Origin of the sequence: Kitasatospora sp. NPDC094015, assembly GCF_040304075.1 — a bacterium.
In the GTDB taxonomy this organism is placed as follows: domain Bacteria; phylum Actinomycetota; class Actinomycetes; order Streptomycetales; family Streptomycetaceae; genus Kitasatospora.
In genome coordinates, this window is record NZ_JBEOUL010000002.1 from 67,210 (window position 1) to 92,469 (window position 25,260).

A 25,260-nucleotide genomic window follows, 5' to 3' on the forward strand; every position below is an offset into this window, starting at 1 on the left:
GGACGGACCGTCAGACCACGAGCGGCCGGTCGGTCGGTCGGATCGGGGCGGGCAGCGGGGTCTTGCCGCCCAGGTACCGGTCCACCGCGGCGGCCGCGGAGCGGCCCTCGGCGATGGCCCAGACGATCAGGGACTGGCCGCGGCCGGCGTCACCGCACACGTAGACGCCGTCGACGTTGGTGCCGAACTTCCCGTCGCGGGCGACGTTGCCCCGGGGGTCCAGCTCCACGCCGAGCTGCTCGACCAGGCCGTTCTTCACGTCCGTGCCGGTGAACCCCATCGCGAGGGTCACCAGCTGTGCGGGCAGGACCCGCTCGCTGCCGGGCACCGGCTCGAACCGACCGTCCTTGAACTCTACCTCGACCAGGTGGAGCTCCTGCACGGCGCCGTCCTCGTCGCCGGCGAAGTGGGTGGTGTTGACGGAGTAGATCCGCTCGCCGCCCTCCTCGTGCGCGGAGGTGACCTTGTAGGTCATCGGCATGGTCGGCCAGGGCTGGTGGCCGGGGCGCTCCTCGCCGGGGCGCGGCATGATCTCCAGCTGGGTGACCGAGGCGGCGCCCTGGCGGTGGGCGGTGCCGACGCAGTCCGCACCGGTGTCGCCACCGCCGATCACCACGACGTGCTTGCCCTTGGCGCTGATCGGCGACTCGACGTAGTCGCCCTCCTGCACCTTGTTGGCCAGCGGCAGGTACTCCATCGCCTGGTGGATGCCGGTCAGTTCGCGGCCCGGCACGGGCAGGTCGCGGGCGGTGGTGGCACCGGCCGCGACGACCACCGCGTCGAAGCGGTCGCGCAGCTGCTGGCCGGTGATGTCCTCGCCGACGTGCACGCCGGTGCGGAACCGGGTACCTTCCGCGCGCATCTGCTCGATGCGGCGGTTGATGTGGCGCTTCTCCATCTTGAACTCGGGGATGCCGTAGCGCAGCAGCCCGCCGATCCGGTCGGCCCGCTCGTAGACCACGACGGTGTGCCCGGCCCGGGTGAGCTGCTGGGCGGCGGCCAGTCCGGCCGGCCCGGAGCCGACCACGGCGACCGTCTTGCCGGACAGCCGCTCCGGGATCTGCGCGGCCACGCCGCCGCGGTCCCAGGCCTTGTCGATGATGGTGACCTCGACGTTCTTGATGGTCACCGCGTCCTGGTTGATCCCGAGCACGCAGGCCGACTCGCACGGCGCCGGGCACAGCCGCCCGGTGAACTCCGGGAAGTTGTTGGTCGCGTGCAGCCGCTCGATCGCGCCGGCCCAGTCGTCCCGGTAGGCGAGGTCGTTCCACTCGGGGATGAGGTTCCCGAGCGGGCAGCCGTTGTGGCAGAACGGGATGCCGCAGTCCATGCAGCGGCCGGCCTGCTTGGTGATGATCGGCAGGAGGCTCCGCTCGACGTAGACCTCGTTCCAGTCACGGAGCCGAACGTCCACCGGGCGGCGCTCCGCCAGCTGCTTGGGCGTGGTCAGGAAGCCCTTGGGGTCAGCCATGTGCCGCCTCCATCATCTTGCGAGTGGTCTCGGACTCGGAGAGCCCGTCGCGCTCAGCGGCGTCCTTGGCGGCGAGCACAGCCTTGTAGTCGGTCGGCATGATCTTGGAGAAGCGGCTGACGCCGCTGCCCCAGTCGGCCAGGAGCTCGGCGGCGACGGTGGAGCCGGTCTCCTCGTAGTGCTGCTGCACGGTCTCGCGCAGCCACTCCCGGTCGTCGGCGGTCGGGGCCTCGATGCCCACCATGCCGTCGTTGACGTTCGCCGGGCGCAGGTCCAGGACGTACGCGATGCCGCCGGACATGCCCGCCGCCAGGTTGCGCCCGGTCTCGCCGAGGATCACCACCCGGCCACCGGTCATGTACTCCAGGCCGTGGTCGCCCACGCCCTCGACCACCAGGGTGGCCCCGGAGTTGCGGACCGCGAACCGCTCGCCGGCCTTGCCGCGCAGGTGGATCCGGCCGCCGGTGGCGCCGTAGCCGATGGTGTTGCCGGCGATCACGTGGCTCTGGGCGTCGGCGCCGATGGCGGCCGCCTCCCGGGCCGGGCGGACCACCAGCACGCCGCCGGACAGGCCCTTGCCGACGTAGTCGTTGGCGTCGCCCTCCAGTCGCAGCGTGATGCCGCGCGGCACGAACGCGCCGAAGGACTGGCCGGCCGAGCCGGTGAAGGTCACGTCGATGGTGCCCTCGGGCAGCCCCGCGCCGCGGTACCGCTTGGTCACCTCGTGGCCGAGCATGGTGCCGACCGTGCGGTTGACGTTGCGGATCGGCAGCTGGATGCGGACGGCGTCGCCGCGCACCAGCGCGTCCTCGGCCAGCTCGATCAGCTGGTTGTCCAGCGCCTTGTCGAGCGCGTGGTCCTGGCCGGTGGTGTTGTGCCGGGCCGCGCCCTCGGGCAGCTCGGGCACGTGGAACAGCGGGGCCAGGTCGAGGCCGGCGGCCTTCCAGTGGGTGATCGCGTCGGCGGCGTCGATGTGCTCGGCGTGGCCGACCGCCTCCTCGATCGAGCGGAAGCCCAGCTCGGCCAGGATCTCCCGGACCTCCTGCGCGATGAACTCGAAGAAGTTCACCACGAACTCGGGCTTGCCGGAGAACCGCTCGCGCAGCACCGGGTTCTGGGTGGCCACGCCGACCGGGCAGGTGTCCAGGTGGCAGACCCGCATCATGATGCAGCCGGAGACCACCAGCGGCGCGGTCGCGAAGCCGAACTCCTCGGCGCCGAGCAGCGCGGCGATCACCACGTCGCGGCCGGTCTTCAGCTGGCCGTCGGTCTGCACCACGATCCGGTCGCGCAGGCCGTTCAGCAGCAGGGTCTGCTGGGTCTCGGCGAGGCCGAGCTCCCAGGGGCCGCCCGCGTGCTTGAGCGAGGTGAGCGGGGAGGCGCCGGTGCCGCCGTCGTGGCCGGAGACCAGCACCACGTCCGCGTGCGCCTTGGAGACGCCCGCCGCGACCGTGCCCACGCCGACCTCGGAGACCAGCTTCACGTGGATGCGGGCCGCCGGGTTGGCGTTCTTCAGGTCGTGGATCAGCTGGGCGAGGTCCTCGATCGAGTAGATGTCGTGGTGCGGCGGCGGGGAGATCAGGCCGACGCCCGGGGTCGAGTGCCGGGTCCTGGCCACCCACGGGTACACCTTGTGGCCGGGCAGCTGGCCGCCCTCGCCGGGCTTGGCGCCCTGGGCCATCTTGATCTGGATGTCGTCCGCGTTGACCAGGTACTCGGAGGTGACGCCGAACCGGCCGGAGGCGACCTGCTTGATCGCCGAGCGGCGCTCCGGGTCGTACAGCCGCTCCGGGTCCTCGCCGCCCTCACCGGTGTTGGACTTGCCGCCGAGCCGGTTCATCGCGATGGCCAGCGTCTCGTGCGCCTCCATCGAGATGGAGCCGTAGGACATCGCGCCGGTGGAGAACCGCCTGACGATCTCGGAGACCGGCTCGACCTCGTCGACGGAGATCGGGGCGCGGCCCTTGCCGTCCAGCTTGAACAGGCCGCGCAGGGTCATCAGCCGCTCGGACTGCTCGTTCACCCGCTCGGTGTACTGCTTGAAGATGTCGTAGCGGCGCGAGCGGGTGGAGTGCTGCAGCCGGAAGACCGTGTCCGGGTCAAACAGGTGCGGCTCGCCCTCGCGGCGCCACTGGTACTCGCCGCCGATCTCCAGCGCGCGGTGCGCGGCCGGGATGCCGGAGGCCGGGTACGCCTTGGCATGCCGGGCGGCGACCTCCTTGGCGAGCTCCTCCAGGCCGATCCCGCCGAGCTTGGTGGTGGTGCCGGAGAAGTAGCTGTCCACCAGCTCCTGGGCCAGGCCGATGGCCTCGAACACCTGGGCGCCGCGGTAGGAGGCGACGGTGGAGATGCCCATCTTGGACATCACCTTCAGGACGCCCTTGCCGAGCGCCTTGATCAGGTTCTTGATCGCCTTGTCCGACTCGATGCCGGTCAGGAAGGTGCCCTGGGCGACCAGGTCCTCGACCGACTCCATCGCCAGGTACGGGTTGACCGCGCCGGCGCCGTAGCCGACCAGCAGCGCCACGTGGTGCACCTCGCGCACGTCGCCGGCCTCGACGATCAGCGACACCTGGGTGCGCTGCTTGGTGCGGATCAGGTGGTGGTGGATCGCGGAGGTGAGCAGCAGCGAGGGGATCGGCGCGTGCTCGGCGTCCGAGTGGCGGTCGGAGAGCACCACGATCCGGGCGCCGTCGGCGATCGCGGCGTCCGCCTCGGCGGCGATCGCGGTGAGCCGGGCGGCCAGGCCGGTGCCGCCGCTGGAGACCTTGTACAGGCCGGAGAGCGTGACGGCCTTCAGGCCCGGCTGGTCGCCGTCCACGTTGATGTGGACCAGCTTGGCCAGCTCGTCGTTGTCGATCACCGGGAAGGTGATGCCGACCGACCGGCAGGCCGACGGGGAGGCGTCCAGCAGGTTGCCCTCGGGGCCGAGGTTGCTGAGCAGCGAGGTGACCAGCTCTTCGCGGATGGCGTCCAGCGGCGGGTTGGTGACCTGCGCGAACAGCTGCACGAAGTAGTCGAAGAGCAGCCGGGGCTTCTCCGAGAGCGCGGCGATCGGGCTGTCCGTGCCCATCGAGCCGAGCGCCTCGCCACCGGTGCGCGCCATCGGCGCGAGGATGACCCGCAGCTCCTCCTCGGTGTAGCCGAAGGTCTGCTGGCGGCGGGTGACCGAGGCGTGGGTGTGCGCGATGTGCTCGCGCTCGGGCAGCTTGGCGAGCTGGATCTGCCCGGCGGCCACCCACTCCTCGTACGGGTGCTCGGCGGCCAGCTCGGCCTTGATCTCCTCGTCCTCGACGATGCGGTGCTCCGCGGTGTCGATGAGGAACATCTTGCCGGGCTGCAGCCGGCCCTTCTTGACGATGGTCTCCTGGTCCAGGTCGAGCACGCCGACCTCGGAGGAGAGCACCACCAGACCGTCCTCGGTGACCCAGTACCGGGCCGGGCGCAGGCCGTTGCGGTCCAGCACGGCGCCGATCCGGGTGCCGTCGGTGAAGGTGACGCAGGCCGGGCCGTCCCAGGGCTCCATCAGGTTGGAGTGGTACTGGTAGAACGCGCGGCGGGCCGGCTCCATGGTGGCGTGGTTCTCCCACGCCTCCGGGATCATCATCAGCACCGCGTGCGGCAGCGAGCGGCCGCCGAGGTGGAGCAGCTCCAGGACCTCGTCGAAGGAGGCCGAGTCGGAGTGGTCCGGGGTGCAGATCGGGAAGATCCGGCTGAGGTCGCCGTCGATCAGGTCGGTGGCGAGCTGGGACTCCCGGGCGGTCATCCAGTTCCGGTTGCCCTTGACCGTGTTGATCTCGCCGTTGTGCGCGACGAACCGGTACGGGTGGGCGAGCGGCCAGCTCGGGAAGGTGTTGGTGGAGAACCGCGAGTGCACCAGGCCGAGCGCGGAGGCGTAGAGCCGGTCCGACAGGTCGGGGAAGAAGGGCTCCAGCTGGCCGGTGGTCAGCATGCCCTTGTAGACGATGGTGCGGGCGGACAGCGACGGGAAGTACACGCCGACCTCGCGCTCGGCGCGCTTGCGGACCACGAAGGCGGTCCGGTCCAGCTCGACGCCGCTCCTCGCACCGTGGGTGACGAACAGCTGGCGGAAGCGGGGCATCACCGAGCGGGCGGTGGCGCCCAGCAGGTCGGGGGTGACCGGGACCTCGCGCCAGCCGAGGACGGTGGCACCCTCCTCGGCGGCGACGGCCTCGATCCGCTCCGCGGCGAGGTCGGCGGCGACGTCGTCGCGCGGGAGGAAGGCGATGCCGACGGCGTAGTGCCCGGCGGCCGGCAGCTCGAAGGGCACGTTGGCGCGCAGGAAGGCGTCCGGGATCTGGGTCAGGATGCCCGCGCCGTCACCGGAGTCCGGCTCGGCGCCGGTGGCACCCCGGTGCTCCAGGTTGCGCAGCACGGTCAGCGCCTGCTCGACGACGGTGTGGTCGGCCGCACCGGTCAGCGTGGCGACGAAGCCGACGCCGCAGGCATCACGCTCGTTGCGGGGGTCGTACAGGCCCTGAGCTACAGGTCGCGCATCCGGAACGAGCGCGTAGGGCCGGGCGGCGGCCTGCTCGGGCTCGTTGGCGGAGTGCATGGATGCAGACAGCATCGGCTCTCCCGTCGTCGTCATTGGCAAGAAGCTGAGCAATAGGGACGACGTTGGCCCTGATGCGATTTCGTGCAGGTTACATGATGCCGGATATCCCGAGAAGTGGAATATCGCGTCCACATCGCGGACATAATCCGCAGGTCAGACGCCGTTTGCGGCGGTTAGCCCGGGGCTGGGGAGACTGGCCCTGGTCCGCACGTTGCCACCAGTGTGCCCGTCCGCATGCGGCCCGAAACAGGGCCGAAACTCCCCGTCCACATGACGGGACGCACCCCGCCTGCGAATCCATCCCGACAGCCGGTCGAGGAGTTGGGAATCCTCGGGCGGCCGTCCCTGTCGCCGAGACTAGGACAGGCGACGGCCCACCCCCATGTGCGGAACATCACGCATGCTCAGGCATAACCATGCAACCTCATGTGTCATCGCACAGCCGTCCCGGGCCCCCGCGCCCGCCCTGCCGCACCTGGTCAGCCGACCTGGCCGCCGATCAGGTGACCGAGCAGGAAGGTCACCCCGGCGGCGGTACCGCCGAGCACCAGCTGGCGCAGTCCGCTGAACCACCAGCTGCGGGCGGTGACCCGGGCGACCACCGCGCCGCAGGCGAACAGCCCGGCCGCCGCCAGCGCCAGCGCCGGCCACAGCACGGTGGCGCCCAGCAGGTACGGCAGCAGCGGCAGCAGCGCGCCCACCGCGAAGCAGGCGAACGAGGAGGCGGCGGCCACCAGCGGCGAGGGCAGGTCCTCCGGGTCGATGCCGAGCTCCTCCCGGGCGTGGATCGCCAGGGTCCGCTCCGGGTCCACCGACAGCTGCCGGGCCACCTCGTGGGCGAGCTCCGGCTCCACCCCCTTGGCGATGTACAGCTGCGCCAGCTCGGCCAGCTCCCCCTTCGGGTTGCGGCGCAGCTCCAGGCGCTCGGCCTCGATCTCGGCCTCGACCAGCTCGCGCTGGGAGGCGACCGAGGTGTACTCCCCCGCCGCCATCGAGCAGGCGCCCGCGGCGAGCCCGGCCAGCCCGGTGATGATCACGGCGGTGCGGCCGACGTCGCCGCCGACCACACCGGTCATCAGCGCCAGGTTGGAGACCAGGCCGTCCATCGCGCCGAACACGGCGGGCCGCAGCCAGCCGCCGTTGACGTCGCGGTGGTGCCCCTCGTGGGGTATCCGCGGCTGGCCCTCGACGGTCGGTTCGGTGATGGTCGCGGTCATGGTGGTCCCAGCTTTCTGTCGAGCTCCTCCCCCCGGGTGCAGCCGGAGCTGCCCGTAGGGCTCTTGAGCTCGACGTTAGCCATCTGACCTGCGAGTTTCCAGCAAAGTAAGGCTGTCCGAACACGCCTTCGGCCGCCCTCGCCGGGTCGGGCGAGGGCGGCCGAAGGGCCGGACAACCGCTGGTCAGGAGGGCTGGTCGGAGTTCTTCCCGGGCTTGTCCGGGGCCTCGGCGGGCCCGTCGGATCCGGCCGGATCGGTCAGGTCGGCGCTCTCCTGGGAGGGGGCCGGCACGGCGGCGGGCCCGGCGGGCCCGGCGTCGTCCTCGTCCACTGCCTGCGCGGCCCCGTCGGCGGCCGGGTCGATGGAGTCCGGCGCCTCGCGGCCCGGGCGCTTCTTCCCGACGACCACCAGGTAGGCGACCGCGCCGGCGAAGACCAGGATCGAGGTCCAGTCGTTCAGCCGCAGGCCGAGGAAGTGGTGCGCCTCGTCGATCCGCAGGTACTCGATCCAGAACCGGCCGACGGTGTACGCGGCCACGTACAGCGCGAACGCCCGGCCGTGGCCGAGGGTGAACCGGCGGTCCGCCCAGATCACCAGCACGGCGACGCCGACGCACCAGAGCGACTCGTACAGGAAGGTCGGGTGGTAGATGCCGGTGGTGACGGTGCCGTCCGGCATCACCTTGTCGATCTTCAGGCCCCAGGGCAGCGTGGTCGGCTTGCCGTACAGCTCCTGGTTGAACCAGTTGCCCCAGCGGCCGCAGGCCTGGGCCAGCGCGATGCCCGGGGCGATCGCGTCCGCGTAGGCGGGCAGCGGGACGCCGCGGCGGCGGCAGCCGATCCAGGCGCCCAGCGCGCCGAGCGCGATCGCGCCCCAGATGCCGAGGCCGCCCTCCCAGATCTTGAAGGCGTTCCAGGGGTTGCGGCCGGCCCCGAAGTAGAGCTGGTTGTCGGTGATCACGTGGTAGAGCCGGCCGCCGACCAGGCCGAACGGCACGGCCCAGACCGCGATGTCCCCGACGGTGTGCTTGGCGCCGCCGCGGGCGACCCAGCGCTTGCTGCCGAGCCACACGGCCACGACGACACCGATGATGATGCAGAAGGCGTAGGCGCGCAGCGGGATCGGCCCCAGGTACAGGACGCCCCGCGACGGGCTCGGAATGTAAGCGATATCCATGGCAGGGTCGACGCTACCGTGTCGCACCCGTCACTCCGGCACCGCAGCCGGTCACAGCTTGGCCAAACACCGTCGGCCCGGCCACCCACCGCCTGCGCCGGCCGGGCCGCGGGTGCCGTCCGGGCGCAGCACGGCGCCGCCGCACCCCGGGCGGGAGGTGCGGCGGCGGGTCGGGGCCCCGGTCAGGGGGAGGGCGGGGTGTTGCTCTCCGCGGCGGTGCTGGTCGGCGCGGGGCTCTGGCCGTTCGGCCCGGGGGTGCCGAGCGGCTTGCCGGCGTTGGCCTCGTCCACCCACTTCACCAGGTTCTCCGGTGAGATCTGGTCCTCACCCTTCTTCGGGTAGATCGGCTCGCCGTTGAGCAGCACGGTCGGGGTGGACTTGTAGCTGGACTTGTCGAAGTCCTGCTGGACCGACGACACCCAGTCGCCGTACTTGTTGTCGTTGACGCAGGCCTCGAAGGCGGGCGTGTCCAGGCCGGGGACCTGCTTGGACAGCTCGATCAGGGTCGCCTTGTTGCCGAAGGCGTCGCTGGTCTCCTCCGGCTGGTTGCGGTACAGCACGTCGTGGTAGTCCCGGAAGTGGCCCGCGTCCTGGGCGCAGGCGAGCGCGTTGGCCCCGTACTTGGAGCCGCTGCCGCCGAGCGAACGGTCGATGAAGGAGACCACGTGGTAGTTGACGAAGAGCTTGCCCTCGTCCTCCAACTGGTCGACGGTGGGCGAGAACTGGCGCTCGAAGGAACCGCAGGCCGGGCAGCGCGGGTCCTCGTAGACGGTGAGCACGGACGGGGCGTTGGCCGGGCCGGCCGGGATCACCAGGTTCTTGTCGCCGATCGCGCCGGTCGGGGCGGCGACCGGGGTCTCCGGCTTGGAGCGCTGGTCCTGCACCACCACGCCGACCACCACGGCGACGGCGATCACCGCCAGCACCGCACCGCCGATCACCAGCTTCTTCTTGCGCTTGTCGCGGGCCTCGTCGGCGGCCCGCGCCTCACGCATCCGGTCGCGGGCGTTGCGCTTGCCTTCTCGGTTCTTCTCACTCATGGGTGCTGTTTCCAAGGGAATCGGGTCTCCGGGGTGGGTGGCCGGGCGGGCGCGCCTAGGCGGCGAGCCAGGCGTCGGCCGAGAGCTTCGTCCGCGGCCGGTAGATCAGCCACGCGGCCAGCAGCAGGAAGCCGGAGTCCCGCAGGATCTCCTGGAGGTACTCGGTCTTCGAGGCGTCCACCGTGCCGCCGCCGCCGAAGCAGCCGCAGTCGATGGAGATGCCGCGCGCCCAGGCGGAGGAGATCCCGGCGATGAAGGCGAGCAGCAGCAGCGCGGAGATCGCGGCGACGATCCTGGTCCCGAGGCCGATCAGCAGCAGCAGCGCGAGGGCCAGCTCCAGGAACGGCAGGCCGTAGCCGATCGGCTTGACCAGCGATTCGGGCAGGATCTCGTAGGCCCGGACGGCCTGGGCCGCCTCGGCCGGGTCGGAGATCTTCGCCAGCCCGGCCCAGCCCCAGACCACCGCCAGCCCCAGCCGCACGGCCAGGCCGAACCACTCGGCCGCCGGGCCGTCCACCGCCCGGCGCAGCCGCGAACCCGCGACCGGCTCGGCGGTCTGCTGACTGGCCATCAGGCCCCCTCCTACGTTCGCCGCCGCCACCCAGCGGGCGCGGCGTCCTGCCTGATGAACCGTAGGGGAAAAGGGGGAGTTCCTCCAGTTTCACGAATTAAGCCGAATGAGTGAGCATAGGCGGTCATATGTCCGATTCGGCGAAGATCACCCTACGGGGTGCGGTCGGCGCAACGGCCCCGCCGGGCCAGGTCGTCGAGCGGGATCCGGCCGCCCGGCAGGGCCCGGTCGGCCCGCACCTCGGCGGCCAGCCGGGCCGCCTCGCCGCAGACGTACGCGTCCTCCCGGGCCCGCTCCACGCCGCGCCGGGCGAGCGCCTGCTCGACGGCCGCGTCCACCCCCACGCAGGCGCTCAGCGCGAGGGCGGCGGCAGCGGCACGGAGCAGGACGGAACGCTGGAGGCACGGCACGGGCGGCCCTTTCGCGGAGCGGCATCGGTCGAACGGTGCACGAACCACGAAGGGCCCAGGGCACCGGAGAGTCGTCCCTCCGCTCAACGCCGGTCAACCGTCACCGATGCGTGTCGGCACCGGTGTTCACTCGTTCGGCGTGCCACCGGCGGGTGCCGCGCCGTCAGAGCGCCGTGCCGCGCTCCCGGGCCAGCCGCCCGCGCAGCTCGGCGAGGTCCGCCACGAACCAGAGCTGGCGGCCCTCGTTGCTCTCCCGGACGAAGTCCCCGAGCGCCGTGCCGGCGGCGGTGTGCCGGGAGATGTCACCCAGCACGGCCAGCCCGAGGCAGTAGTTGGCGAACTTCTGGACCACCTCGCCGGCCAGCCGGGTGCGCAGCCGGAAGAACTCCGCCGGCAGCCGTTCGGCGGGGACGGCCACCCACCGGGCGCCGGTGCCGAAGGCCTCGCCGATCAGGTCGAGCGCCTCCTGCCCACCCGCCAGCGGTGGGCCGTCCGCGGTGCACAGCAGCACCGGGACGCCGTCGAGGTCGTGCAGGGCCTGCGGCACGGGTTCGGTCCTCTCCTCGGTCGGGCGGGCGGTCACCGGGGCTGCCCGGTCAGCACGGCGATCAGGCGGAGGATCTCGGCGCTGTCCTCCAGGCCGCCGATCACCACGAGCCGGGCGGTGGACCGCTCCTCGTCGTGGACGGTCTCCACCCGCAGCGGCTCGCCGCCCGGCGGCCGGCCGGTCAGCGAGGCCGTGAGCAGGGTGGTGAGCCGCTGCATCCGATCCTGGTCGATCCCCTCCAGCCGCACCACGCAGGTGACCTCGCCGCCGGGGGCGGCGGCGACCTCGGGGCCGGGCACCGGGCGGCCGGTGAAGGACTCCAGGTCCTCGCGGGCGATCCGGTACTGCTTGCCGATCCGCACCGCGGCCAGCCGCCCGTCGCGCACGTAGCCGCGCACCGTCCGCACGTGCAGGCCCAGCAGGTCGGCGACCTGCTCCACCGAGTACAGCTGCTGAGACATCCTCGTCGACACTCCCTTTACTTCCCTATCGGCACTCAAACTAGCACTGGATACGGAGTGATAGGGAAGTTTCTCCGAGGGCCGTCAAGCGAAAGGCCCGCCGGCACCTCGCAGGGCGAGGGCCGGCGGGCCTCCGGGGCACGGGCAGGGTCAGCCGGCGCGGACACCGTCCGCGAGCTCGGCGGCCAGCGCCCGGACGGCCGTCAGGCCGGCCTGCTCGTCACCGTCGGCGTCCAGGATCCGCTGGACGAACGCGGACCCGACGATCACGCCGTCCGCGAACCGGGCCACCTCGGCCGCCTGGGCCGCCGAGGAGACCCCGAGGCCGACGCAGACCGGCAGCTCGGTGGTGGCCCGGGTCCGGGCGACCAGGTCCTCGGCGAGGTTGCCGACCGCCGCCCGGGTGCCGGTCACGCCCATCACCGCGGCCGCGTAGACGAAGCCGGAGCCCGCCGCCGTGACCTCGGCCAGGCGCCGGTCGCGGCTGCTCGGCGCGACCACGAAGACGGTGTCCAGCCCGTGCTCCGCGGCGGCCTTGCGCCACTCGTCCGACTCCTCCACCGGGAGGTCCGGCAGGATGCAGCCGGCGCCGCCCGCCGCGGCCAGGTCCGCGGCGAAGCGGGCCACGCCGTAGCGGTCCACCGGGTTCCAGTAGGTCATCACCAGCACCGGCGCGTCGCTGCGGGCGGACACCTCGGCCACCGTGCGCAGCACGTCCTTGATCTTCACCCCGGCCCGCAGCGCGATGTCGTCGGCGGTCTGGATGGTCGGACCGTCCAGCACCGGGTCGGAGTGCGGCAGGCCGACCTCGACGATGTCGCAGCCGCCCTCGATCAGGGCGTGGATCGCCTTGATGCCGCCGTCGACGGTCGGGAACCCGGCCGGCAGGTAGCCGATCAGTGCGGCCCGGCCCTCCGCCCTGGTGGCGGCGAGGGTGGCGCTCAGCTTGGTCTGGGTCATGGTCACTTGCCCCCGTCGGCGGCGTGGTCGTCGTAGAGGCCGAAGTACTGCGCGGCGGTGTGCATGTCCTTGTCGCCACGGCCGGAGAGGCTGACCAGGAGGGTGGCCTGCGGGCCGAGTTCGCGGCCGAGCACCAGGGCGCCGGCCAGCGCGTGGGCGCTCTCGATGGCCGGGATGATGCCCTCGGTGCGGGAGAGCAGGCGCAGCGCCTGCATCGCCTCGTCGTCGCTCACCGGGCGGTACTCCGCCCGGCCGGTGTCCTTCAGCCAGGCGTGCTCGGGGCCGACGCCCGGGTAGTCCAGGCCCGCCGAGATGGAGTGGCTCTCGATGGTCTGGCCGTCCTCGTCCTGCAGCACGTAGGTGCGCGAGCCGTGCAGCACCCCCGGGTCGCCCTTGGTCAGGGTGGCCGCGTGGCGCGGGGTCTCGGCGCCCTCGCCGGCCGCCTCGCAGCCGATCAGCCGGACCTCCGCGTCCGGGATGAACTCGTGGAAGATGCCCATCGCGTTGGAGCCGCCGCCGACGCAGGCGACCACCGCGTCGGGCAGCCGGCCGGTGCGCTCCAGCACCTGCTCGCGGGCCTCCACGCCGATCACCCGGTGGAAGTCGCGGACCATCATCGGGAACGGGTGCGGACCGGCCACCGTGCCGAACAGGTAGTGGGTGGAGTCCACGTTGGCGACCCAGTCGCGGAACGCCTCGTTGATCGCGTCCTTGAGGGTGCGGCTGCCGGACTTCACCGCCACCACCTCGGCGCCGAGCATCCGCATCCGGGCCACGTTGAGCGCCTGGCGCTCGGTGTCGACCTCGCCCATGTAGATGGTGCAGTCGAAGCCGAACAGCGCGCAGGCGGTGGCGGTGGCCACGCCGTGCTGGCCCGCGCCGGTCTCGGCGATGATCCGGGTCTTGCCCATCCGCCGGGTGAGCAGCGCCTGGCCCAGCACGTTGTTGATCTTGTGGGACCCGGTGTGGTTGAGGTCCTCGCGCTTGAGCAGGACCCGGGCGCCGCCGGCCTCGGCGGAGAACCGGTGGACGTCGGTCAGCGGGCTCGGGCGGCCGGTGTAGTCCTTGAGCAGGAGGTCGAGCTCGGCGATGAAGGCCGGGTCGGCCTTCGCCTTCTCGTACTCGTCGGCGACCTGCTGGACGGCGGCGACCAGTGCCTCGGGGATGAAGCGTCCGCCGTAGGCGCCGAAATAGCCGCGGGCGTCCGGGACCTGGGTGCCCGGGCGGTAGTTCTCGGACATGGAGAGAGTCCTTGCGGTGAAGGGGATGGCGTGCGGTGACGGGTCGGCGACCTCGCGGTCAGCCGTGCGTCCCGCGCCATCGGCGCCCCGGCACCTGTCCCGGCTCGCAGCCGATCACGTACCGCACCCGCCGCCCCAGCACCCGGCGTGCGGGCGCGCGGCAGCCGCGCGGGCGGCAGCCGGGGGCGAGGCGGGAGGCGAGTGACACGGTCGGGGTCAGCCCCGCCCGTTGTTGCGCAGCGCCGGGTGGGCGCCGGCGGCGACCAGGTCGGCGACCGCGGTCCGCGGATCCTTGCCGGTCACCAGGGACTCGCCGACCAGGACGGCGTCCGCCCCGAGGTTGGCGTAGGAGATCAGGTCGTGCGGGCCGCGCACCCCGGACTCGGCCACCTTGACGATGTGCGCCGGGATGGCGTCCACCACGTTGCCGAAGGTGTTGCGGTCCACCTCGAGGGTCTTGAGGTTGCGCGCGTTGACGCCGATGATCCGCGCGCCGGCGTCCACGGCGCGGGCGATCTCCTCCTCGTCGTGCACCTCGACCAGCGGGGTGAGGCCGATCGACTCGGCCCGCTCGATCAGCGAGACCAGGGCCGGCTGCTCCAGCGCGGCGACGATCAGCAGCGCCAGGTCGGCGCCGTGCGCACGGGCCTCCCAGAGCTGGTAGGCGGTGACGATGAAGTCCTTGCGCAGCACCGGGGTGTCGACCGCGGCGCGCACGGCGTCGAGGTCGGCGAGGGAGCCGCCGAAGCGGCGCTGCTCGGTCAGCACGCTGATCGCGGCCGCACCGCCCGCGGCGTAGTCCACGGCCAGGGCGGCCGGGTCGGCGATGGCCGCCAGCGCGCCCTTCGACGGGCTGGAGCGCTTGACCTCGCAGATCACCCGGACGCCGTCGCCGCGCAGGGCGGCCACGCCGTCCTTCGCGTCGGGCGCCTTGGCGGCGAGCTCCTTGAGCTCGTCCAGGGTGACCCGGGCCTGTCGCTCGGCGAGGTCCTCACGGACCCCGTCGATGATCTCGTCGAGCACACTCACGCGAGCGCCCCCATCATCTTCTGCTGGCTGTGAGCCGGCGGGGTTCGGGCCCCGCCGGGTCTTGCAGTGGGTCTGGCCCCGGGTGGCGGTTCGCCCGGATCGGTGAGGATCCTGTGCTTCCGCGTACCCGTCGGCCCTTCGATGGTATCGGGCGCCGGGGGCGTGCAGCGCATCCGACCGGCTCGCGTCTCGCGGAGCGGACCTCCCGAGCGCCGGCGCGCGCGCCCGGACGCCCGCCGGTTCAGACCGCCGGCGGGGCCAGTCCGGCGCCCGGCGGGAGGTTGCGCAGCACGGTGAAGACGGCCAGCAGCAGGACCAGCAGGAGGGTCTGGCGCAGGCCGAACGAGATCCTGGGGGCCGGTCCGCCGGTGAGTGCGGCCCAAACCCAGCGCAGCCAGAACACCGCGAGCACCACCGCGAACACCAGCACCAGCAGGTTGTCATGGCCGGCCGTGTTGAGATCGCCCGAGGCCAGCGCGTGCACGCAGCGCAGCCCGCCGCAGCCGGGGCACCACCAGCCGGTGGCCTGCAGCACCGGGCAGGTCGGGTAGTGGCCCGGGGCGTTGGGGTCGACCGCGGCGACGTACGCGGTCGGGGCGGCGACCGCCACGAGGGCGGCGAGCGGGCGGCCGAGCCTGCGCAGCGCGGAGCCGGGCGAGGCGGGGGCGGCGGGAGCGTTCACGCTGAGATTGTGCCCGGCCGCGGGTCCGCCCGGGCGAACGCGCAGCGGCGGGCGTGGCGCGCCCGCCGCTCGTACCGCTGAGTCCCGTACCGCTGGTTCCCGTACCGCTGGGGTGTGCCGCGGGTCAGGCGGCGCCGACCGCGGTGCGCTCCTCGACCTCGAGGGCGGCCGGGGCGGGGGCGAAGTTCTGGCTGGGCTGCTTGCCCATGCCCGCCATCGCCATGGCCTTGCCCACCACGCCGGCGGCCAGGACGACCACGAGACCGGCCCAGAAGAGCGGGATGCTCGGGATGATCATGGCGACACCGCTGACGGTGAAGCCGATGAAGGCGATGGTCACGCCGGTCCAGGCGGCGGGGGTGTGGCCGTGCGCTGCTGCCGACATCTGCTGGTGCTCCTTGGTTCTCCGGGTCCCGGGCGGGCGGCCGCGTGGCGCTCGACGGGTTGACGCCTTCCATTGTGCCGGGCCGTTACGTCAAGCCCCAAAGGGGGGCCCGGTAGCCCTCGTCACACCTGCCGGGCAGCGGCGGCGGGATCAGCCGGTCGGGTCCTCGCCGCGGTCCAGCGCCTTCCACAGGTCGGCCGGGGAGCTCGCCGGCCGCGGCGCCCCGGCGGCCTTCCCCGGGCGGGCGCCGGCCGCGGTCGGCGCCTCGTACCGGGCCCCCATCGCCGGCCAGTACCGGCCGGAGCGGACGGTCAGCAGGCCGGCCAGGGCCAGCAGCACGCCGCCGGCGAGCGCGACCCAGGGCCAGAACGAGTGGGTGACGGCCTGCGCGTGCGCGTCGGCCAGCGCCAGCTTGCGGGCGGCCTCGGTGTGCAGGCCCGCGGTGTCGGTGGCACCGAGCACCGCGCCCGCCGCCGCGCCCGCCCCGGCCAGCACCGTGAGCACGCCGACGGCCGTCCGGGCCCGGCCGCGCACCGCGAACACCGCCACCGCCGCGGCCAGCGCGACCAGCGCCAGGCCCCCGGGCAGCCCGGTCAGGGTGGAGCCGGCCGCGCTGATCTCCAGCCGGCCACCGTCCAGCCCGGTCACCACCCCCCGCGCCCAGGTCCGCCCGACCGCGGTCAGCACCAGGACGGCGCCGAGCGCGGTGAGCAGCAGCATCAGGCCGAGGCTGCGGCGGTCGGTGGGGCGGGGTGCGGTCTGTTCGGTCACCCGTCCACTATCCCTGACCCGCACACCCGACCGACCGCCCGGGGTCACGCGGGAACCCGTCGGTAGTGATCACGACCGTGCGTCCCTCCAACGGAACGGTCAGGTCCTGGCCGAACGGGACCCGCTCGATCTCGCGATACACCCCCGACCGCTGCGGGGCGGAATGCACCGTGCACATGCCCTCGCGCGGGTCGATCACCGCGTAGACCGGGATGCCGCACTCGGCGTAGAGCCGAAGCTTCTTGACGAAGTCGTTGTCCTGACTCGACGGCGAGGCGACCTCGAGGACGGCCTCCAGGTCGTGCCACTCGTACCGGCCGCGGCCGTTGAGCTCGGCACCTGGGGCGATGATGGCCAGGTCGGGCGCGTATCCGTGGAGGGCCGAGGGGAAGTCGACCATGACATCCGAGATGAAGTCACCGCGGCCGGCGAGCTGGTCCTCGATCTGGCGGGCGGCCTTGAAGATGACCTTCATCTGCGCCATCCCCCGGGGGGTCATGATGATCTTCCCGTCCGTGATCTCGACGCGGTAGCCGTTCGGGACGTTGGTGCCCTCCAGGACGTCCCAGGCACTCGCCGTGGTCATCGCGGTCACGCCGTCCGCCTCCTCATCCGACTCGACAGCCCTGCTGTCCTCACGACAGCGGCGCGCGCAGGGTGTTGGCGGTGGCGACGGCGCTCAGGACGGCGGCCGCCTTGTTGCGGCACTCGGTGTCCTCGGCGGCGGGGTCGGAGTCGGCGACCACGCCCGCGCCGGCCTGGACGTAGGCGGTGCGGTCGCGGATCACGGCGGTGCGGATCGCGATCGCGGTGTCCGAGTCGCCGGCGAAGTCCAGGTAGCCGACGCAGCCGCCGTACAGGCCGCGGCGGGTGGGCTCCAGCTCCTCGATGATCTGCATCGCCCGCGGCTTGGGCGCGCCGGAGAGCGTGCCGGCCGGGAAGCAGGCGGTCAGCACGTCGAAGGCGCTGCGGCCGGGGGCGACCCGGCCGGTGACGGTGGAGACGATGTGCATCACGTGGCTGTAGCGCTCGATCGCCATGAAGTCGACCACCTCGACGCTGCCCGGCTCGCAGACCCGGCCGAGGTCGTTGCGGCCGAGGTCGACCAGCATCAGGTGCTCGGCCCGCTCCTTGGGGTCGGCGAGCAGCTCGGCGGCCAGCTCGGCGTCCTCGTGCGGGGTGGCGCCGCGGTGCCGGGTGCCGGCGATCGGGTGCACCATGGCCTCGCCCGCGGTCACCTTCACCAGCGCCTCGGGGCTGGAGCCGACCACGTCGAAGCCGCCCTCGGCGCCTCCGTCCGGCCCGGGGAAGCGGAACAGGTACATGTACGGGCTGGGGTTGGTGGTGCGCAGCACCCGGTACACGTCCAGGGCGCTGGCCGGGCAGGGCGCCTCGAACCGCTGCGAGGGCACCACCTGGAAGGCCTCGCCGGCCCGGATCCGCTCCTTCACCTCCTCGACGGCCCTGCGGTACGGCTCGCCGCCGAACGGGGACCGGGCGTCGGCCGCGGTCGGGGTGAAGGTCGCCAGGCCCGGGTCGACCGGGCGCAGCAGGTCGGCCTGCATGGCGTCCAGCCGGGCCACGGCGTCCGCGTGGGCCTCGTCGACGCCGGTGTCCAGGTCGTTGTGGTTGACCGCGTTGGCGATCAGCACCACGCTGCCGTCCACGTGGTCGAGGACCGCGAGGTCGGTGGCGAGCAGCATGGTCAGCTCGGGCAGCCGCAGGTCGTCCGGGGTGAGGTCGGGCAGCTTCTCCAGGCGGCGGACGATGTCGTAGCCGAGGTAGCCGACCAGGCCGCCGGTGAGCGGGGGCAGGCCGTCGTCGGCGTGCCGGGGGGTGTGCAGGGCGGCGAGCGCGGCCCGCAGCACCTCCAGCGGGTCGCCGTCGGTGGGGATGCCGACCGGCGGCGCGCCGAGCCAGCGGGCCCCGCCGTCCGGGCCGACGGTCAGGGTGGCGGCGCTGCGCACGCCGACGAAGGAGTAGCGCGACCAGCTGCGGCCCTGCTCGGCCGACTCCAGCAGGAAGGTGCCGGGACGTTCGGCGGCCAGGCTGCGGTAGACGCCGATCGGGGTGAGACCGTCCGCCAGGAGCCGGCGGGTGACGGGGATGACCCGGGTGTCTGCGGCGAGCTTGCGGAATGCCTCAAGGTCCATGGATCGGGGCACCGTTCGGGTAGGCGGGCGGATGTCGGGGTCAGGTTACCGAGCGAGCGGCAGCTGGTCGGCGTCGAAGCAGGTGCGCTCACCGGTGTGGCAGGCGGCGCCGACCTGGTCGACCTTGACCAGCAGGGTGTCGCCGTCGCAGTCCAGCGCGACGCTCTTGACGTGCTGGAGGTGGCCCGAGGTGTCGCCCTTGACCCAGTACTCGCGGCGGCTGCGGCTCCAGTAGGTGCACCGGCCGGTGGTCAGGGTGCGGTGCAGCGCCTCGTCGTCCATCCAACCCAGCATCAGCACCTCGCCGGTGTCGTACTGCTGGGCGATGGCGGGCAGCAGCCCGTCCTCGGTCCGCTTGAGGCGGGCCGCGACGGCCGGGTCGAGGTCGGTGGTGCCGGGGGCGGCGGGCGTGGTGGACATGCCGTCCATTGTGGCAGCCGGGGCGGGGGCGGCGGATCATGGGCTCTCGCAGCCGAGCGGCCAGACCACCTGGACGAACAGCCCGGCCCGCCGGGCCGCCTCGACCACCGCGGCGGGCCGCGTACCGGGCCGGCCGTCCCAGACCGCGATCAGCTCGTCGATCATGCCGACCAGCGCCCGGTCGGTGTCCTCGCCGAGGCCGCCGTACGCGACCGGGGCGAGGCGGTGCACGGCGCCCGCCCGGTCCAGCAACCGGTGCCCGGGTCGACCGGCGGCGGTGGCGGGGACGATCACCTCGATCCGCCCGCCGTGGTCGAGCACCGCCCGGGCGAACCAGGTCTCCGGGCCGGGCGCCAGGCAGCCGACCCCGACCAGCTCGTACGCGCCGTAGCCGGTCACCAGCCGCCACAGCTCGCCGCGGACCAGCATCTCGGTCAGGTCAGACAGGCCCTCGTGCCCGATGATCCCCACACGCATGAAGTTCTGACCCCTCGATCAGGGCCGTGCCGCGGCCAGCGTAGCCGGAATTCGTCGAACCGCTGTCGGCGGCGGGCGGCCGCGGCGACAATGGCTGCGAGTCGAGGGGGCAGCGGTGCGGCAGCGGCGGGTGGTGGCGACGGTGGTCGCCGTGGTGGTGCTGGTGGTCGGTGCGGCGGTGCTGCTGTGGCCGGAGGGCGGGCACCGGGTGGCCGCGCCACCGCCGCCCTCGCCGAGCCCCTCGGCCAGCCCGAGCCCGACGCCGACCGAGGTGCTGCCCTACCCGTACTTCCTGCCGGGCACCTGCCTGGACCACCCGCAGCTGAGCGAGCAGGTCACCCGGGCCGAGGAGCGGCCGTGCGCCCAGCCGCACGACGCCGAGGCGATCGCGAACGTGGTGCTGCCGGACGGGCTGACCAGCGACACCCTGATCGGCCGGGCGCTGCGCGACCTGTGCAAGGCGCCGCTGGCCGAGTGGGAGCAGCGCCAAGGCGGCGGCGGCCCGTACTACGGCTTCCCGCTCGGCCCCTACCTGCAGTACTACCAGCAGGGGATGCACAAGGCGACCTGCACCCTGGCCGTCAGCGACCACCAGGGCGGGCAGAAGCTGACCGGGTCGCTGCGCTGACGCTCCACCCACGGGTCTGCGGGCAGCCGGCTCAGGAGGCGGGCATCCGGCCCAGCTGCTGCATCATCGCGACGGCGTCCCAGCTCCACCAGCCTTCCTTGGCCATGCCGTCCTCGAACCGGAACATCGTCATCCCGTCGGCCTCGATCGTCCTGTGGGTGGCGGGCATGCCCTGGTACTCGCCGATCTGGGTGCCCCGCCAGGTCCACCGGCAGGCCACCATGTCGCCCTCGGCGACCTGGCTGTGGATGTCGAAGGTGAAGTCGAAGGCCTTGCGGTAGTTCTCGATCATCTGCCGGACGGCCGCCGGGCCGACCGTGTCGCCGTCCATCGTCGGGTCGTGGTCGCGGTAGTCCGGTGCGAGCAGCTGGTCGAGCGGGGTCATGTCGCCGCGCGCGGTGTCCACCAGCAGCCTGCGGGCCGCCTCCTTGTGGAACCGGTCGTCCCGGACCAGGTCCAGGTCGGTGAAGGTGGGCGGCTCCTGGCACAGGGCCACCATCTCGTGGAAGATCCGGTCGGTCTCCGGCAGCCCGGAGTTGCGCATCGCCGCCTCGTAGGAGGGGAACTCGACGATCTCCACGATGTGCTGGGCGTCCGCCCGGTCGGCGGCGACCATCGCGTGGGTGGCCGTGCGCCGGCCGCGCGTCCGCTCGATCCACTCGTCCATCAGCCGGTTGAGCTCGTCGGGCCGCTGCGTGCGGCACTCGACGATCTGTACAAAGGTCATCTCGGGCCTCCCGGTTCCCTCCCCCTGCCTGCCTGCGTCCGTCGATCGCGCCGTCTTCCACTCTCCTCCTCCCGCTCCCCCGGCACCACAAGGGCGGCCGGAGCCTCGGGCTCGTCGGACACGCCCTACGCTGTGCCGCATGGCGACGAGGCATGCACGGGCGGAACGCGAACGGCTGGCCGGACTGCTGGCGGCGGCCGGCCCCGACGCACCCACCCGGTGCGCGGGGTGGGGGACCAGGGAGCTGGCGGCCCACCTGGTGCTGCGGGAGCGGCGGCCGGTGGCCGCGGCGGGGATCCGGGTGCGGGCGCTGGCGGGCCTGACGCGGCGGGTGCAGTACGGGTTCGCGCAGCGCCCGTACGGGGAGTTGGTGCGGCTGTTCCGCTCCGGGCCGCCCGGGCTGTCGCCGTTCGCGCTGCCCGGGGTGGACGAGGTGGCCAACATGGTGGAGTACTTCGTGCACGCGGAGGACGTCCGCCGGGCCGGCGCGGCGGTGGGCCCGGAGCCGGTCGATCCGGGGCTGGCGGAGGCGCTGTGGCGGCGGCTGCCCTCGCTGATGCGGTTCGAGCACGGCCGCCGGCTGCCGGTCCAGCTGGCGCTGGTGCACCCCGACGGGCGCCGCGCGGAGTTCGGGCGGGCCGGCGCGCCGACCGTCGAAGTGACCGGGGAGCCGGGCGAGTTGGTCCTGTTCGGGTACGGCCGCGGGGCGTGCGCCGAGGTGTCCGTGAGCGGGCCCGAGACGGCGGTGGCGGCGTTGAAGCGGGTCCTGCCGATGCCCTGACCTCGCCGGGGCCGGCGAGGTGCGACGGGTTGTCGGTGGGCTGTGTCAGCCTGTTCCCGGCCGGGCGTCGTGGTGGCGGCGCACGCCGCTCCGCCCTGCCCGGCCGCAGCCCCTACCGGTCCCGTCGAAGGAGCAGCACCCATGCTCAGCACCGATCACCAGCCCGGCTCCCCCAGCTGGCTCGACCTCGGCAGCCGCGACATCCCGGCCACCGCCGCCTTCTACGGGGAGGTGTTCGGCTGGTCGTTCAGCTCGGCCGGGCCCGAGGCCGGCGGCTACGGCTTCCTCCAGCAGGACGGGCGGACGGTCGCGGCGCTCGGCGGCCTGGACGAGGGCGCCGCCCCGGCCTGGACGGTGTACTTCCAGACCCCGGACGCGGACGCGGTGGTCAAGGCCGCCGAGCAGGCCGGCGGCACCGTCCGGGTGCCCGCCTTCGACGTGATGGACGCGGGCCGGATGGCCTGCCTGACCGACCCGACCGGCGCCGAGTTCGCCGTCTGGCAGCCCGCCCGGGTCAAGGGCCTGGACGCCGTGACGGTCACCGGCAGCCTGTGCTGGGCCGAGCTGCACACCGGCGACCGCGCGGCCGCCACCGCCTTCTACCGGACGCTGTTCGGCTGGCGCAGCCAGGAGGTGGAGGTGCCGGGGATGACCTACCTGACGCTCTCCACCGCCGAGGGCGACCAGCAGGAGGCCTCCTTCGGCGGGGTCGCCAGCCTCGAGGACGGCCACGGGCGGTCGCACTGGCTGCCGTACTTCGAGGTGGCGGACGTCGACGGGGTGGTCACCCGGACCACGGCGGGCGGCGGCTCGGTGGTCATGGCCGCCACCGACGCGCCGGGCATCGGCCGGATGGCCTGGCTGGCCGACCCGGCCGGCGCCCGGTTCGCGGTGATCAGCAGCGCCCAGTCGCAGTCCTGAGCCCGCCCGGCGGGGGCGGCGGCGCTCAGCGGACCGGGTGCCCCGCCTCCCGCAGGCTCTCCTTGACCTGGTCGATCCGCAGGTCGCCGAAGTGGAAGACGCTGGCGGCCAGCACCGCGTCCGCGCCCGCGTCGACGGCGGGGGCGAAGTCGGCGAGCTTGCCGGCGCCGCCGGAGGCGATCACCGGGACGGCCACGGCCTTGCGGGCGGCCCGGATCATCTCCAGGTCGTAGCCGTCCTTGGTGCCGTCCGCGTCCATCGAGTTGAGCAGGATCTCGCCGGCGCCCAGCTCGGCGGCGCGGGCGGCCCACTCGATGGCGTCCAGGCCGGTGCCGCGGCGCCCGCCGTGCGTGGTCACCTCGAAGCCGGACGCGGTCACCGTGCCCTCGGGGCAGCGGCGGGCGTCCACCGAGAGCACCAGCACCTGCCGGCCGAACCGCTCGGCGATCTCCCGGATCAGCTCGGGCCGGGCGATCGCCGCGGTGTTGACGCCGACCTTGTCGGCGCCGGCCCGCAGCAGCTGGTCCACGTCCTCGGGCGTGCGCACGCCGCCGCCGACGGTGAGCGGGATGAAGACCTGCTCGGCGGTGCGCCGCACCACGTCGTAGGTGGTGGCCCGGTCGCCGGAGGAGGCGGTGATGTCGAGGAAGGTCAACTCGTCGGCGCCCTGGGCGTCGTAGAGCTTGGCCAGCTCGACCGGGTCACCGGCGTCGCGCAGGTTCTGGAAGTTGACACCCTTGACGACCCGTCCGGCGTCGACGTCCAGACAGGGGATGACTCGTACCGCGAGGGTCACTGCGTGCCTTCCGAAGAGGTTGCCAGCCCGGCGCGGTAGGCCTCGATCTCGACCTCGACCATCATCCGGGAGTCGATCAGGCCCTCCACCACGACCATGGTGGAGACCGGCCGGACCGTGTCGAACAGCTGCTTGTGCGCGCGGCCGGCCTCGTCGCAGTCCCGGACGTGCGTCAGGTACATCCGGGTGCGGACCACGTCGGCGACCGAAAGGCCGTACGGCGCCAGCGCCTTGAGGGCCACCCCGAAGGCGGCCAGGGTCTGCCGGAACGGGTCGCCCTCGTGCTGGACCAGCCCGTCCTCGAAGGCGGTGGTACCAGCGACGAGGACGGTGTCCCCGACCGCGACGGCCCGGGAGAATCCGAACTGCTCCTCCCAGGGGGAGGATCCGGAGACTCGGTGCGAACGCGGCGCGGCCGGGGTATCGGTCATCGGGACACAGCCTCCAGGGCCTCTTCGAGGGTGAACTTCTGCTCGTAGAGGGCCTTGCCCACAATCGAACCCTCGACACCTTCCGGTACCAGGGTGGCGATGGCGCGCAGGTCGTCGAGCGAGGAGACACCGCCGGAGGCGACCACGGGCCGGTCGGTCGCCGCGCAGACGTTGCGCAGCAGCTCCAGGTTGGGGCCGGTCAGCGTGCCGTCGCGGTTGACGTCGGTGACCACGTAGCGGGCGCAGCCCTCGGAGTCGAGGCGGGCGAGCACCTCGTAGAGGTCGCCGCCGTCCCTGGTCCAGCCGCGGCCGCGCAGGGTGGTGCCGACCACGTCCAGGCCGACCGCGATCTTGTCCCCGTGCTCGGCGATCACCTTGGCCACCCACTCCGGGGTCTCCAGGGCGGCGGTGCCCAGGTTGACCCGGGTGCAGCCGGTGGCGAGCGCCGCGGCCAGCGAGGCGTCGTCGCGGATGCCGCCGGAGAGCTCGACCTTGATGTCGAGGCGGCCGGTGACCTCGGCGAGCAGCTCCCGGTTGGAGCCGGTCCCGAAGGCGGCGTCCAGGTCGACCAGGTGCAGCCACTCGGCGCCGGCGTGCTGCCAGGCGAGGGCGGCGGCGAGCGGCTCGCCGAAGGAGGTCTCGGTGCCGGAGGCTCCCTTGACCAGGCGGACGGCCTGGCCGTCGCGGACGTCGACGGCGGGGAGGAGTTCGAGGCGGCTCATCGGTAGGACAGGCTCCTGGCTCAGAGGGTGTTGACCCAGTTGGTCAGCAGGGCGGCGCCGGCGTCGCCGGACTTCTCGGGGTGGAACTGGGTGGCCCACAGCGGGCCGTTCTCCACGGCGGCGACGAACGGCTGCCCGTGCGTGGTCCAGCTGACCAGCGGGGCGGCGATGCTGTCGTTGGTGACCCGCAGGTCCCAGCTGCGCACCCCGTAGGAGTGCACGAAGTAGTAGCGGGTCTGCGGGTCCAGCCCGGCGAACAGCCGGCTGCCCGCGGGGACGTCCACGGTGTTCCAGCCCATGTGCGGGACGATCGGCGCGTCCAGCGGCTCGACGGTGCCGGGCCACTCGTCGCAGCCCGCGGTCTCCACCCCGTGCTCGACCCCGCGCTCGAACAGGATCTGCATCCCGACGCAGATGCCGAGGACCGGGCGCCCGCCGGCCAGCCGGCGTCCGATGATCACCTCGCCGCGGACCTTCCGCAGCCCGCGCATGCAGGCCTCGAAGGCGCCGACGCCAGGCACCAGCAGGCCGTCGGCGTCGAGCGCCTGCTGGAAGTCGGAGGTGACGGTGACGTTCGCGCCGGTGCGCTCGACGGCCCGCTGGGCGGAGCGCAGGTTGCCGGAGCCGTAGTCCAGCACGACGACGTTCTTGGCCATGAGAGGTT

The 25,260-nt window shown here is 73.1% G+C and carries 28 protein-coding genes; 3 read left to right on the plus strand and 25 right to left on the minus strand.

Annotation, left to right across the window (positions count from 1 at the left end):
- Positions 1 to 10: 10 nt before the first annotated feature.
- From ABT014_RS02615 to ABT014_RS02705, 20 genes are all read right to left on the minus strand, one after another.
- Complete coding sequence (locus ABT014_RS02615; RefSeq protein WP_350636169.1) at positions 11 to 1,471, minus strand: glutamate synthase subunit beta; 1,461 nt, start codon at positions 1,469 to 1,471, stop codon at positions 11 to 13.
- Complete coding sequence (gltB, locus tag ABT014_RS02620; protein WP_350636891.1) at positions 1,464 to 6,047, minus strand: glutamate synthase large subunit; 4,584 nt, start codon at positions 6,045 to 6,047, stop codon at positions 1,464 to 1,466. Before gltB ends, ABT014_RS02615 begins: the two co-directional genes overlap by 8 nt.
- Positions 6,048 to 6,529: 482 nt before the next feature.
- Positions 6,530 to 7,267 (minus strand): VIT1/CCC1 transporter family protein, encoded by a 738-nt coding sequence (locus ABT014_RS02625; RefSeq protein ID WP_350636172.1) that lies wholly within the window; start codon positions 7,265 to 7,267, stop codon positions 6,530 to 6,532.
- Between the two features lie 183 nt (positions 7,268 to 7,450).
- Complete coding sequence (gene lgt, locus ABT014_RS02630) at positions 7,451 to 8,443, minus strand: prolipoprotein diacylglyceryl transferase (protein ID WP_350636175.1); 993 nt, start codon at positions 8,441 to 8,443, stop codon at positions 7,451 to 7,453.
- A gap of 182 nt (positions 8,444 to 8,625) precedes the next feature.
- Positions 8,626 to 9,483, minus strand: a complete 858-nt coding sequence (locus ABT014_RS02635; protein WP_350636178.1) for a DsbA family protein — start codon at positions 9,481 to 9,483, stop codon at positions 8,626 to 8,628.
- Between the two features lie 55 nt (positions 9,484 to 9,538).
- Positions 9,539 to 10,054 carry a MauE/DoxX family redox-associated membrane protein gene (locus ABT014_RS02640; protein ID WP_350636181.1) on the minus strand — a complete coding sequence of 172 codons (516 nt, stop codon included), beginning with the start codon at positions 10,052 to 10,054 and terminating at the stop codon, positions 9,539 to 9,541.
- Positions 10,055 to 10,206: 152 nt separating this feature from the next.
- The gene (locus tag ABT014_RS02645; protein WP_350636184.1) at positions 10,207 to 10,464 is read right to left on the minus strand and encodes a hypothetical protein; all 258 of its coding nucleotides are present in this window, start codon (positions 10,462 to 10,464) and stop codon (positions 10,207 to 10,209) included.
- A gap of 163 nt (positions 10,465 to 10,627) precedes the next feature.
- Positions 10,628 to 11,011: a DUF4180 domain-containing protein gene (locus ABT014_RS02650; RefSeq protein WP_350636187.1), complete on the minus strand. Its 384-nt coding sequence runs from the start codon at positions 11,009 to 11,011 to the stop codon at positions 10,628 to 10,630.
- 32 nt (positions 11,012 to 11,043) lie between these two features.
- A complete protein-coding gene (locus ABT014_RS02655; protein WP_350636190.1) occupies positions 11,044 to 11,472 on the minus strand; it encodes a helix-turn-helix domain-containing protein in 429 nt (142 codons plus the stop codon).
- Positions 11,473 to 11,622: 150 nt separating this feature from the next.
- Positions 11,623 to 12,432: a tryptophan synthase subunit alpha gene (gene trpA, locus ABT014_RS02660; RefSeq protein ID WP_350636193.1), complete on the minus strand. Its 810-nt coding sequence runs from the start codon at positions 12,430 to 12,432 to the stop codon at positions 11,623 to 11,625.
- Positions 12,433 to 12,434: 2 nt separating this feature from the next.
- Positions 12,435 to 13,673, minus strand: a complete 1,239-nt coding sequence (gene trpB / locus ABT014_RS02665; RefSeq protein ID WP_350636196.1) for a tryptophan synthase subunit beta — start codon at positions 13,671 to 13,673, stop codon at positions 12,435 to 12,437.
- Positions 13,674 to 13,731: 58 nt separating this feature from the next.
- On the minus strand, positions 13,732 to 13,881 hold the full coding sequence (gene trpM, locus ABT014_RS34555) for a tryptophan biosynthesis modulator TrpM (protein WP_502894814.1): 150 nt from the start codon (positions 13,879 to 13,881) through the stop codon (positions 13,732 to 13,734).
- An 8-nt stretch (positions 13,882 to 13,889) separates the two neighbouring features.
- Complete coding sequence (trpC, locus tag ABT014_RS02670; RefSeq protein WP_350636199.1) at positions 13,890 to 14,702, minus strand: indole-3-glycerol phosphate synthase TrpC; 813 nt, start codon at positions 14,700 to 14,702, stop codon at positions 13,890 to 13,892.
- Positions 14,703 to 14,943: 241 nt separating this feature from the next.
- Complete coding sequence (locus ABT014_RS02675; protein WP_350636202.1) at positions 14,944 to 15,384, minus strand: DUF2752 domain-containing protein; 441 nt, start codon at positions 15,382 to 15,384, stop codon at positions 14,944 to 14,946.
- A 124-nt stretch (positions 15,385 to 15,508) separates the two neighbouring features.
- Positions 15,509 to 15,769 carry an HGxxPAAW family protein gene (locus ABT014_RS02680; RefSeq protein WP_350636205.1) on the minus strand — a complete coding sequence of 87 codons (261 nt, stop codon included), beginning with the start codon at positions 15,767 to 15,769 and terminating at the stop codon, positions 15,509 to 15,511.
- 150 nt (positions 15,770 to 15,919) lie between these two features.
- Entirely contained in the window at positions 15,920 to 16,540 is a 621-nt protein-coding gene (locus tag ABT014_RS02685) for a TIGR02234 family membrane protein (RefSeq protein ID WP_350636208.1), read from the minus strand.
- Between the two features lie 7 nt (positions 16,541 to 16,547).
- Positions 16,548 to 17,126 (minus strand): Uma2 family endonuclease, encoded by a 579-nt coding sequence (locus ABT014_RS02690; protein WP_350636893.1) that lies wholly within the window; start codon positions 17,124 to 17,126, stop codon positions 16,548 to 16,550.
- A gap of 49 nt (positions 17,127 to 17,175) precedes the next feature.
- The gene (locus ABT014_RS02695; RefSeq protein ID WP_350636211.1) at positions 17,176 to 18,693 is read right to left on the minus strand and encodes an anthranilate synthase component I; all 1,518 of its coding nucleotides are present in this window, start codon (positions 18,691 to 18,693) and stop codon (positions 17,176 to 17,178) included.
- 45 nt (positions 18,694 to 18,738) lie between these two features.
- Complete coding sequence (gene hisI, locus ABT014_RS02700; protein WP_350636214.1) at positions 18,739 to 19,113, minus strand: phosphoribosyl-AMP cyclohydrolase; 375 nt, start codon at positions 19,111 to 19,113, stop codon at positions 18,739 to 18,741.
- 36 nt (positions 19,114 to 19,149) lie between these two features.
- Positions 19,150 to 19,590 (minus strand): hypothetical protein, encoded by a 441-nt coding sequence (locus ABT014_RS02705; protein ID WP_350636217.1) that lies wholly within the window; start codon positions 19,588 to 19,590, stop codon positions 19,150 to 19,152.
- Between the two features lie 115 nt (positions 19,591 to 19,705).
- On the opposite strand from ABT014_RS02705, the gene ABT014_RS02710 reads away from it, so the two are divergent.
- A complete protein-coding gene (locus ABT014_RS02710) occupies positions 19,706 to 20,218 on the plus strand; it encodes a hypothetical protein (protein WP_350636220.1) in 513 nt (170 codons plus the stop codon).
- Positions 20,219 to 20,249: 31 nt separating this feature from the next.
- Here the strand turns inward: ABT014_RS02710 and ABT014_RS02715 are convergent, their stop codons facing one another.
- Positions 20,250 to 20,945 (minus strand): ester cyclase, encoded by a 696-nt coding sequence (locus ABT014_RS02715; RefSeq protein WP_350636223.1) that lies wholly within the window; start codon positions 20,943 to 20,945, stop codon positions 20,250 to 20,252.
- A gap of 139 nt (positions 20,946 to 21,084) precedes the next feature.
- On the opposite strand from ABT014_RS02715, the gene ABT014_RS02720 reads away from it, so the two are divergent.
- Positions 21,085 to 21,726, plus strand: a complete 642-nt coding sequence (locus ABT014_RS02720) for a TIGR03085 family metal-binding protein (protein WP_350636226.1) — start codon at positions 21,085 to 21,087, stop codon at positions 21,724 to 21,726.
- 141 nt (positions 21,727 to 21,867) lie between these two features.
- Positions 21,868 to 22,647, plus strand: coding sequence for a VOC family protein (locus ABT014_RS02725; protein WP_350636229.1), 780 nt, complete (start codon positions 21,868 to 21,870; stop codon positions 22,645 to 22,647).
- Between the two features lie 25 nt (positions 22,648 to 22,672).
- Here ABT014_RS02725 and hisF read toward each other — a convergent pair whose 3' ends face one another.
- From hisF to hisH, 4 genes are read right to left on the minus strand one after another with little or no spacing between them, the layout of a single operon-like run.
- A complete protein-coding gene (gene hisF / locus ABT014_RS02730; RefSeq protein ID WP_350636232.1) occupies positions 22,673 to 23,443 on the minus strand; it encodes an imidazole glycerol phosphate synthase subunit HisF in 771 nt (256 codons plus the stop codon).
- Positions 23,440 to 23,874: a RidA family protein gene (locus tag ABT014_RS02735; protein WP_350636235.1), complete on the minus strand. Its 435-nt coding sequence runs from the start codon at positions 23,872 to 23,874 to the stop codon at positions 23,440 to 23,442. Before ABT014_RS02735 ends, hisF begins: the two co-directional genes overlap by 4 nt.
- On the minus strand, positions 23,871 to 24,596 hold the full coding sequence (gene priA / locus ABT014_RS02740; protein WP_033824737.1) for a bifunctional 1-(5-phosphoribosyl)-5-((5-phosphoribosylamino)methylideneamino)imidazole-4-carboxamide isomerase/phosphoribosylanthranilate isomerase PriA: 726 nt from the start codon (positions 24,594 to 24,596) through the stop codon (positions 23,871 to 23,873). Before priA ends, ABT014_RS02735 begins: the two co-directional genes overlap by 4 nt.
- A gap of 20 nt (positions 24,597 to 24,616) precedes the next feature.
- Positions 24,617 to 25,252 (minus strand): imidazole glycerol phosphate synthase subunit HisH, encoded by a 636-nt coding sequence (gene hisH / locus ABT014_RS02745; protein WP_350636239.1) that lies wholly within the window; start codon positions 25,250 to 25,252, stop codon positions 24,617 to 24,619.
- Between the last annotated feature and the right edge of the window lie 8 nt (positions 25,253 to 25,260).

What these genes read in the sequence shown, in the direction of transcription:
- ABT014_RS02615 (WP_350636169.1), bottom strand. Translation starts at nt 1,471, where the DNA reads ATGGCTGACCCCAAGGGCTTCCTGACCACGCCCAAGCAGCTGGCGGAG.
- gltB (WP_350636891.1), bottom strand. Translation starts at nt 6,047, where the DNA reads ATGCACTCCGCCAACGAGCCCGAGCAGGCCGCCGCCCGGCCCTACGCG.
- ABT014_RS02625 (WP_350636172.1), bottom strand. Translation starts at nt 7,267, where the DNA reads ATGACCGCGACCATCACCGAACCGACCGTCGAGGGCCAGCCGCGGATA.
- lgt (WP_350636175.1), bottom strand. Translation starts at nt 8,443, where the DNA reads ATGGATATCGCTTACATTCCGAGCCCGTCGCGGGGCGTCCTGTACCTG.
- ABT014_RS02635 (WP_350636178.1), bottom strand. Translation starts at nt 9,483, where the DNA reads ATGAGTGAGAAGAACCGAGAAGGCAAGCGCAACGCCCGCGACCGGATG.
- ABT014_RS02640 (WP_350636181.1), bottom strand. Translation starts at nt 10,054, where the DNA reads ATGGCCAGTCAGCAGACCGCCGAGCCGGTCGCGGGTTCGCGGCTGCGC.
- ABT014_RS02655 (WP_350636190.1), bottom strand. Translation starts at nt 11,472, where the DNA reads ATGTCTCAGCAGCTGTACTCGGTGGAGCAGGTCGCCGACCTGCTGGGC.
- trpA (WP_350636193.1), bottom strand. Translation starts at nt 12,432, where the DNA reads ATGACCCAGACCAAGCTGAGCGCCACCCTCGCCGCCACCAGGGCGGAG.
- trpB (WP_350636196.1), bottom strand. Translation starts at nt 13,673, where the DNA reads ATGTCCGAGAACTACCGCCCGGGCACCCAGGTCCCGGACGCCCGCGGC.
- ABT014_RS02680 (WP_350636205.1), bottom strand. Translation starts at nt 15,769, where the DNA reads ATGTCGGCAGCAGCGCACGGCCACACCCCCGCCGCCTGGACCGGCGTG.
- ABT014_RS02690 (WP_350636893.1), bottom strand. Translation starts at nt 17,126, where the DNA reads ATGACCACGGCGAGTGCCTGGGACGTCCTGGAGGGCACCAACGTCCCG.
- ABT014_RS02695 (WP_350636211.1), bottom strand. Translation starts at nt 18,693, where the DNA reads ATGGACCTTGAGGCATTCCGCAAGCTCGCCGCAGACACCCGGGTCATC.
- hisI (WP_350636214.1), bottom strand. Translation starts at nt 19,113, where the DNA reads ATGTCCACCACGCCCGCCGCCCCCGGCACCACCGACCTCGACCCGGCC.
- ABT014_RS02705 (WP_350636217.1), bottom strand. Translation starts at nt 19,590, where the DNA reads ATGCGTGTGGGGATCATCGGGCACGAGGGCCTGTCTGACCTGACCGAG.
- ABT014_RS02715 (WP_350636223.1), bottom strand. Translation starts at nt 20,945, where the DNA reads ATGACCTTTGTACAGATCGTCGAGTGCCGCACGCAGCGGCCCGACGAG.
- ABT014_RS02720 (WP_350636226.1), top strand. Translation starts at nt 21,085, where the DNA reads ATGGCGACGAGGCATGCACGGGCGGAACGCGAACGGCTGGCCGGACTG.
- ABT014_RS02725 (WP_350636229.1), top strand. Translation starts at nt 21,868, where the DNA reads ATGCTCAGCACCGATCACCAGCCCGGCTCCCCCAGCTGGCTCGACCTC.
- ABT014_RS02735 (WP_350636235.1), bottom strand. Translation starts at nt 23,874, where the DNA reads ATGACCGATACCCCGGCCGCGCCGCGTTCGCACCGAGTCTCCGGATCC.
- priA (WP_033824737.1), bottom strand. Translation starts at nt 24,596, where the DNA reads ATGAGCCGCCTCGAACTCCTCCCCGCCGTCGACGTCCGCGACGGCCAG.
- hisH (WP_350636239.1), bottom strand. Translation starts at nt 25,252, where the DNA reads ATGGCCAAGAACGTCGTCGTGCTGGACTACGGCTCCGGCAACCTGCGC.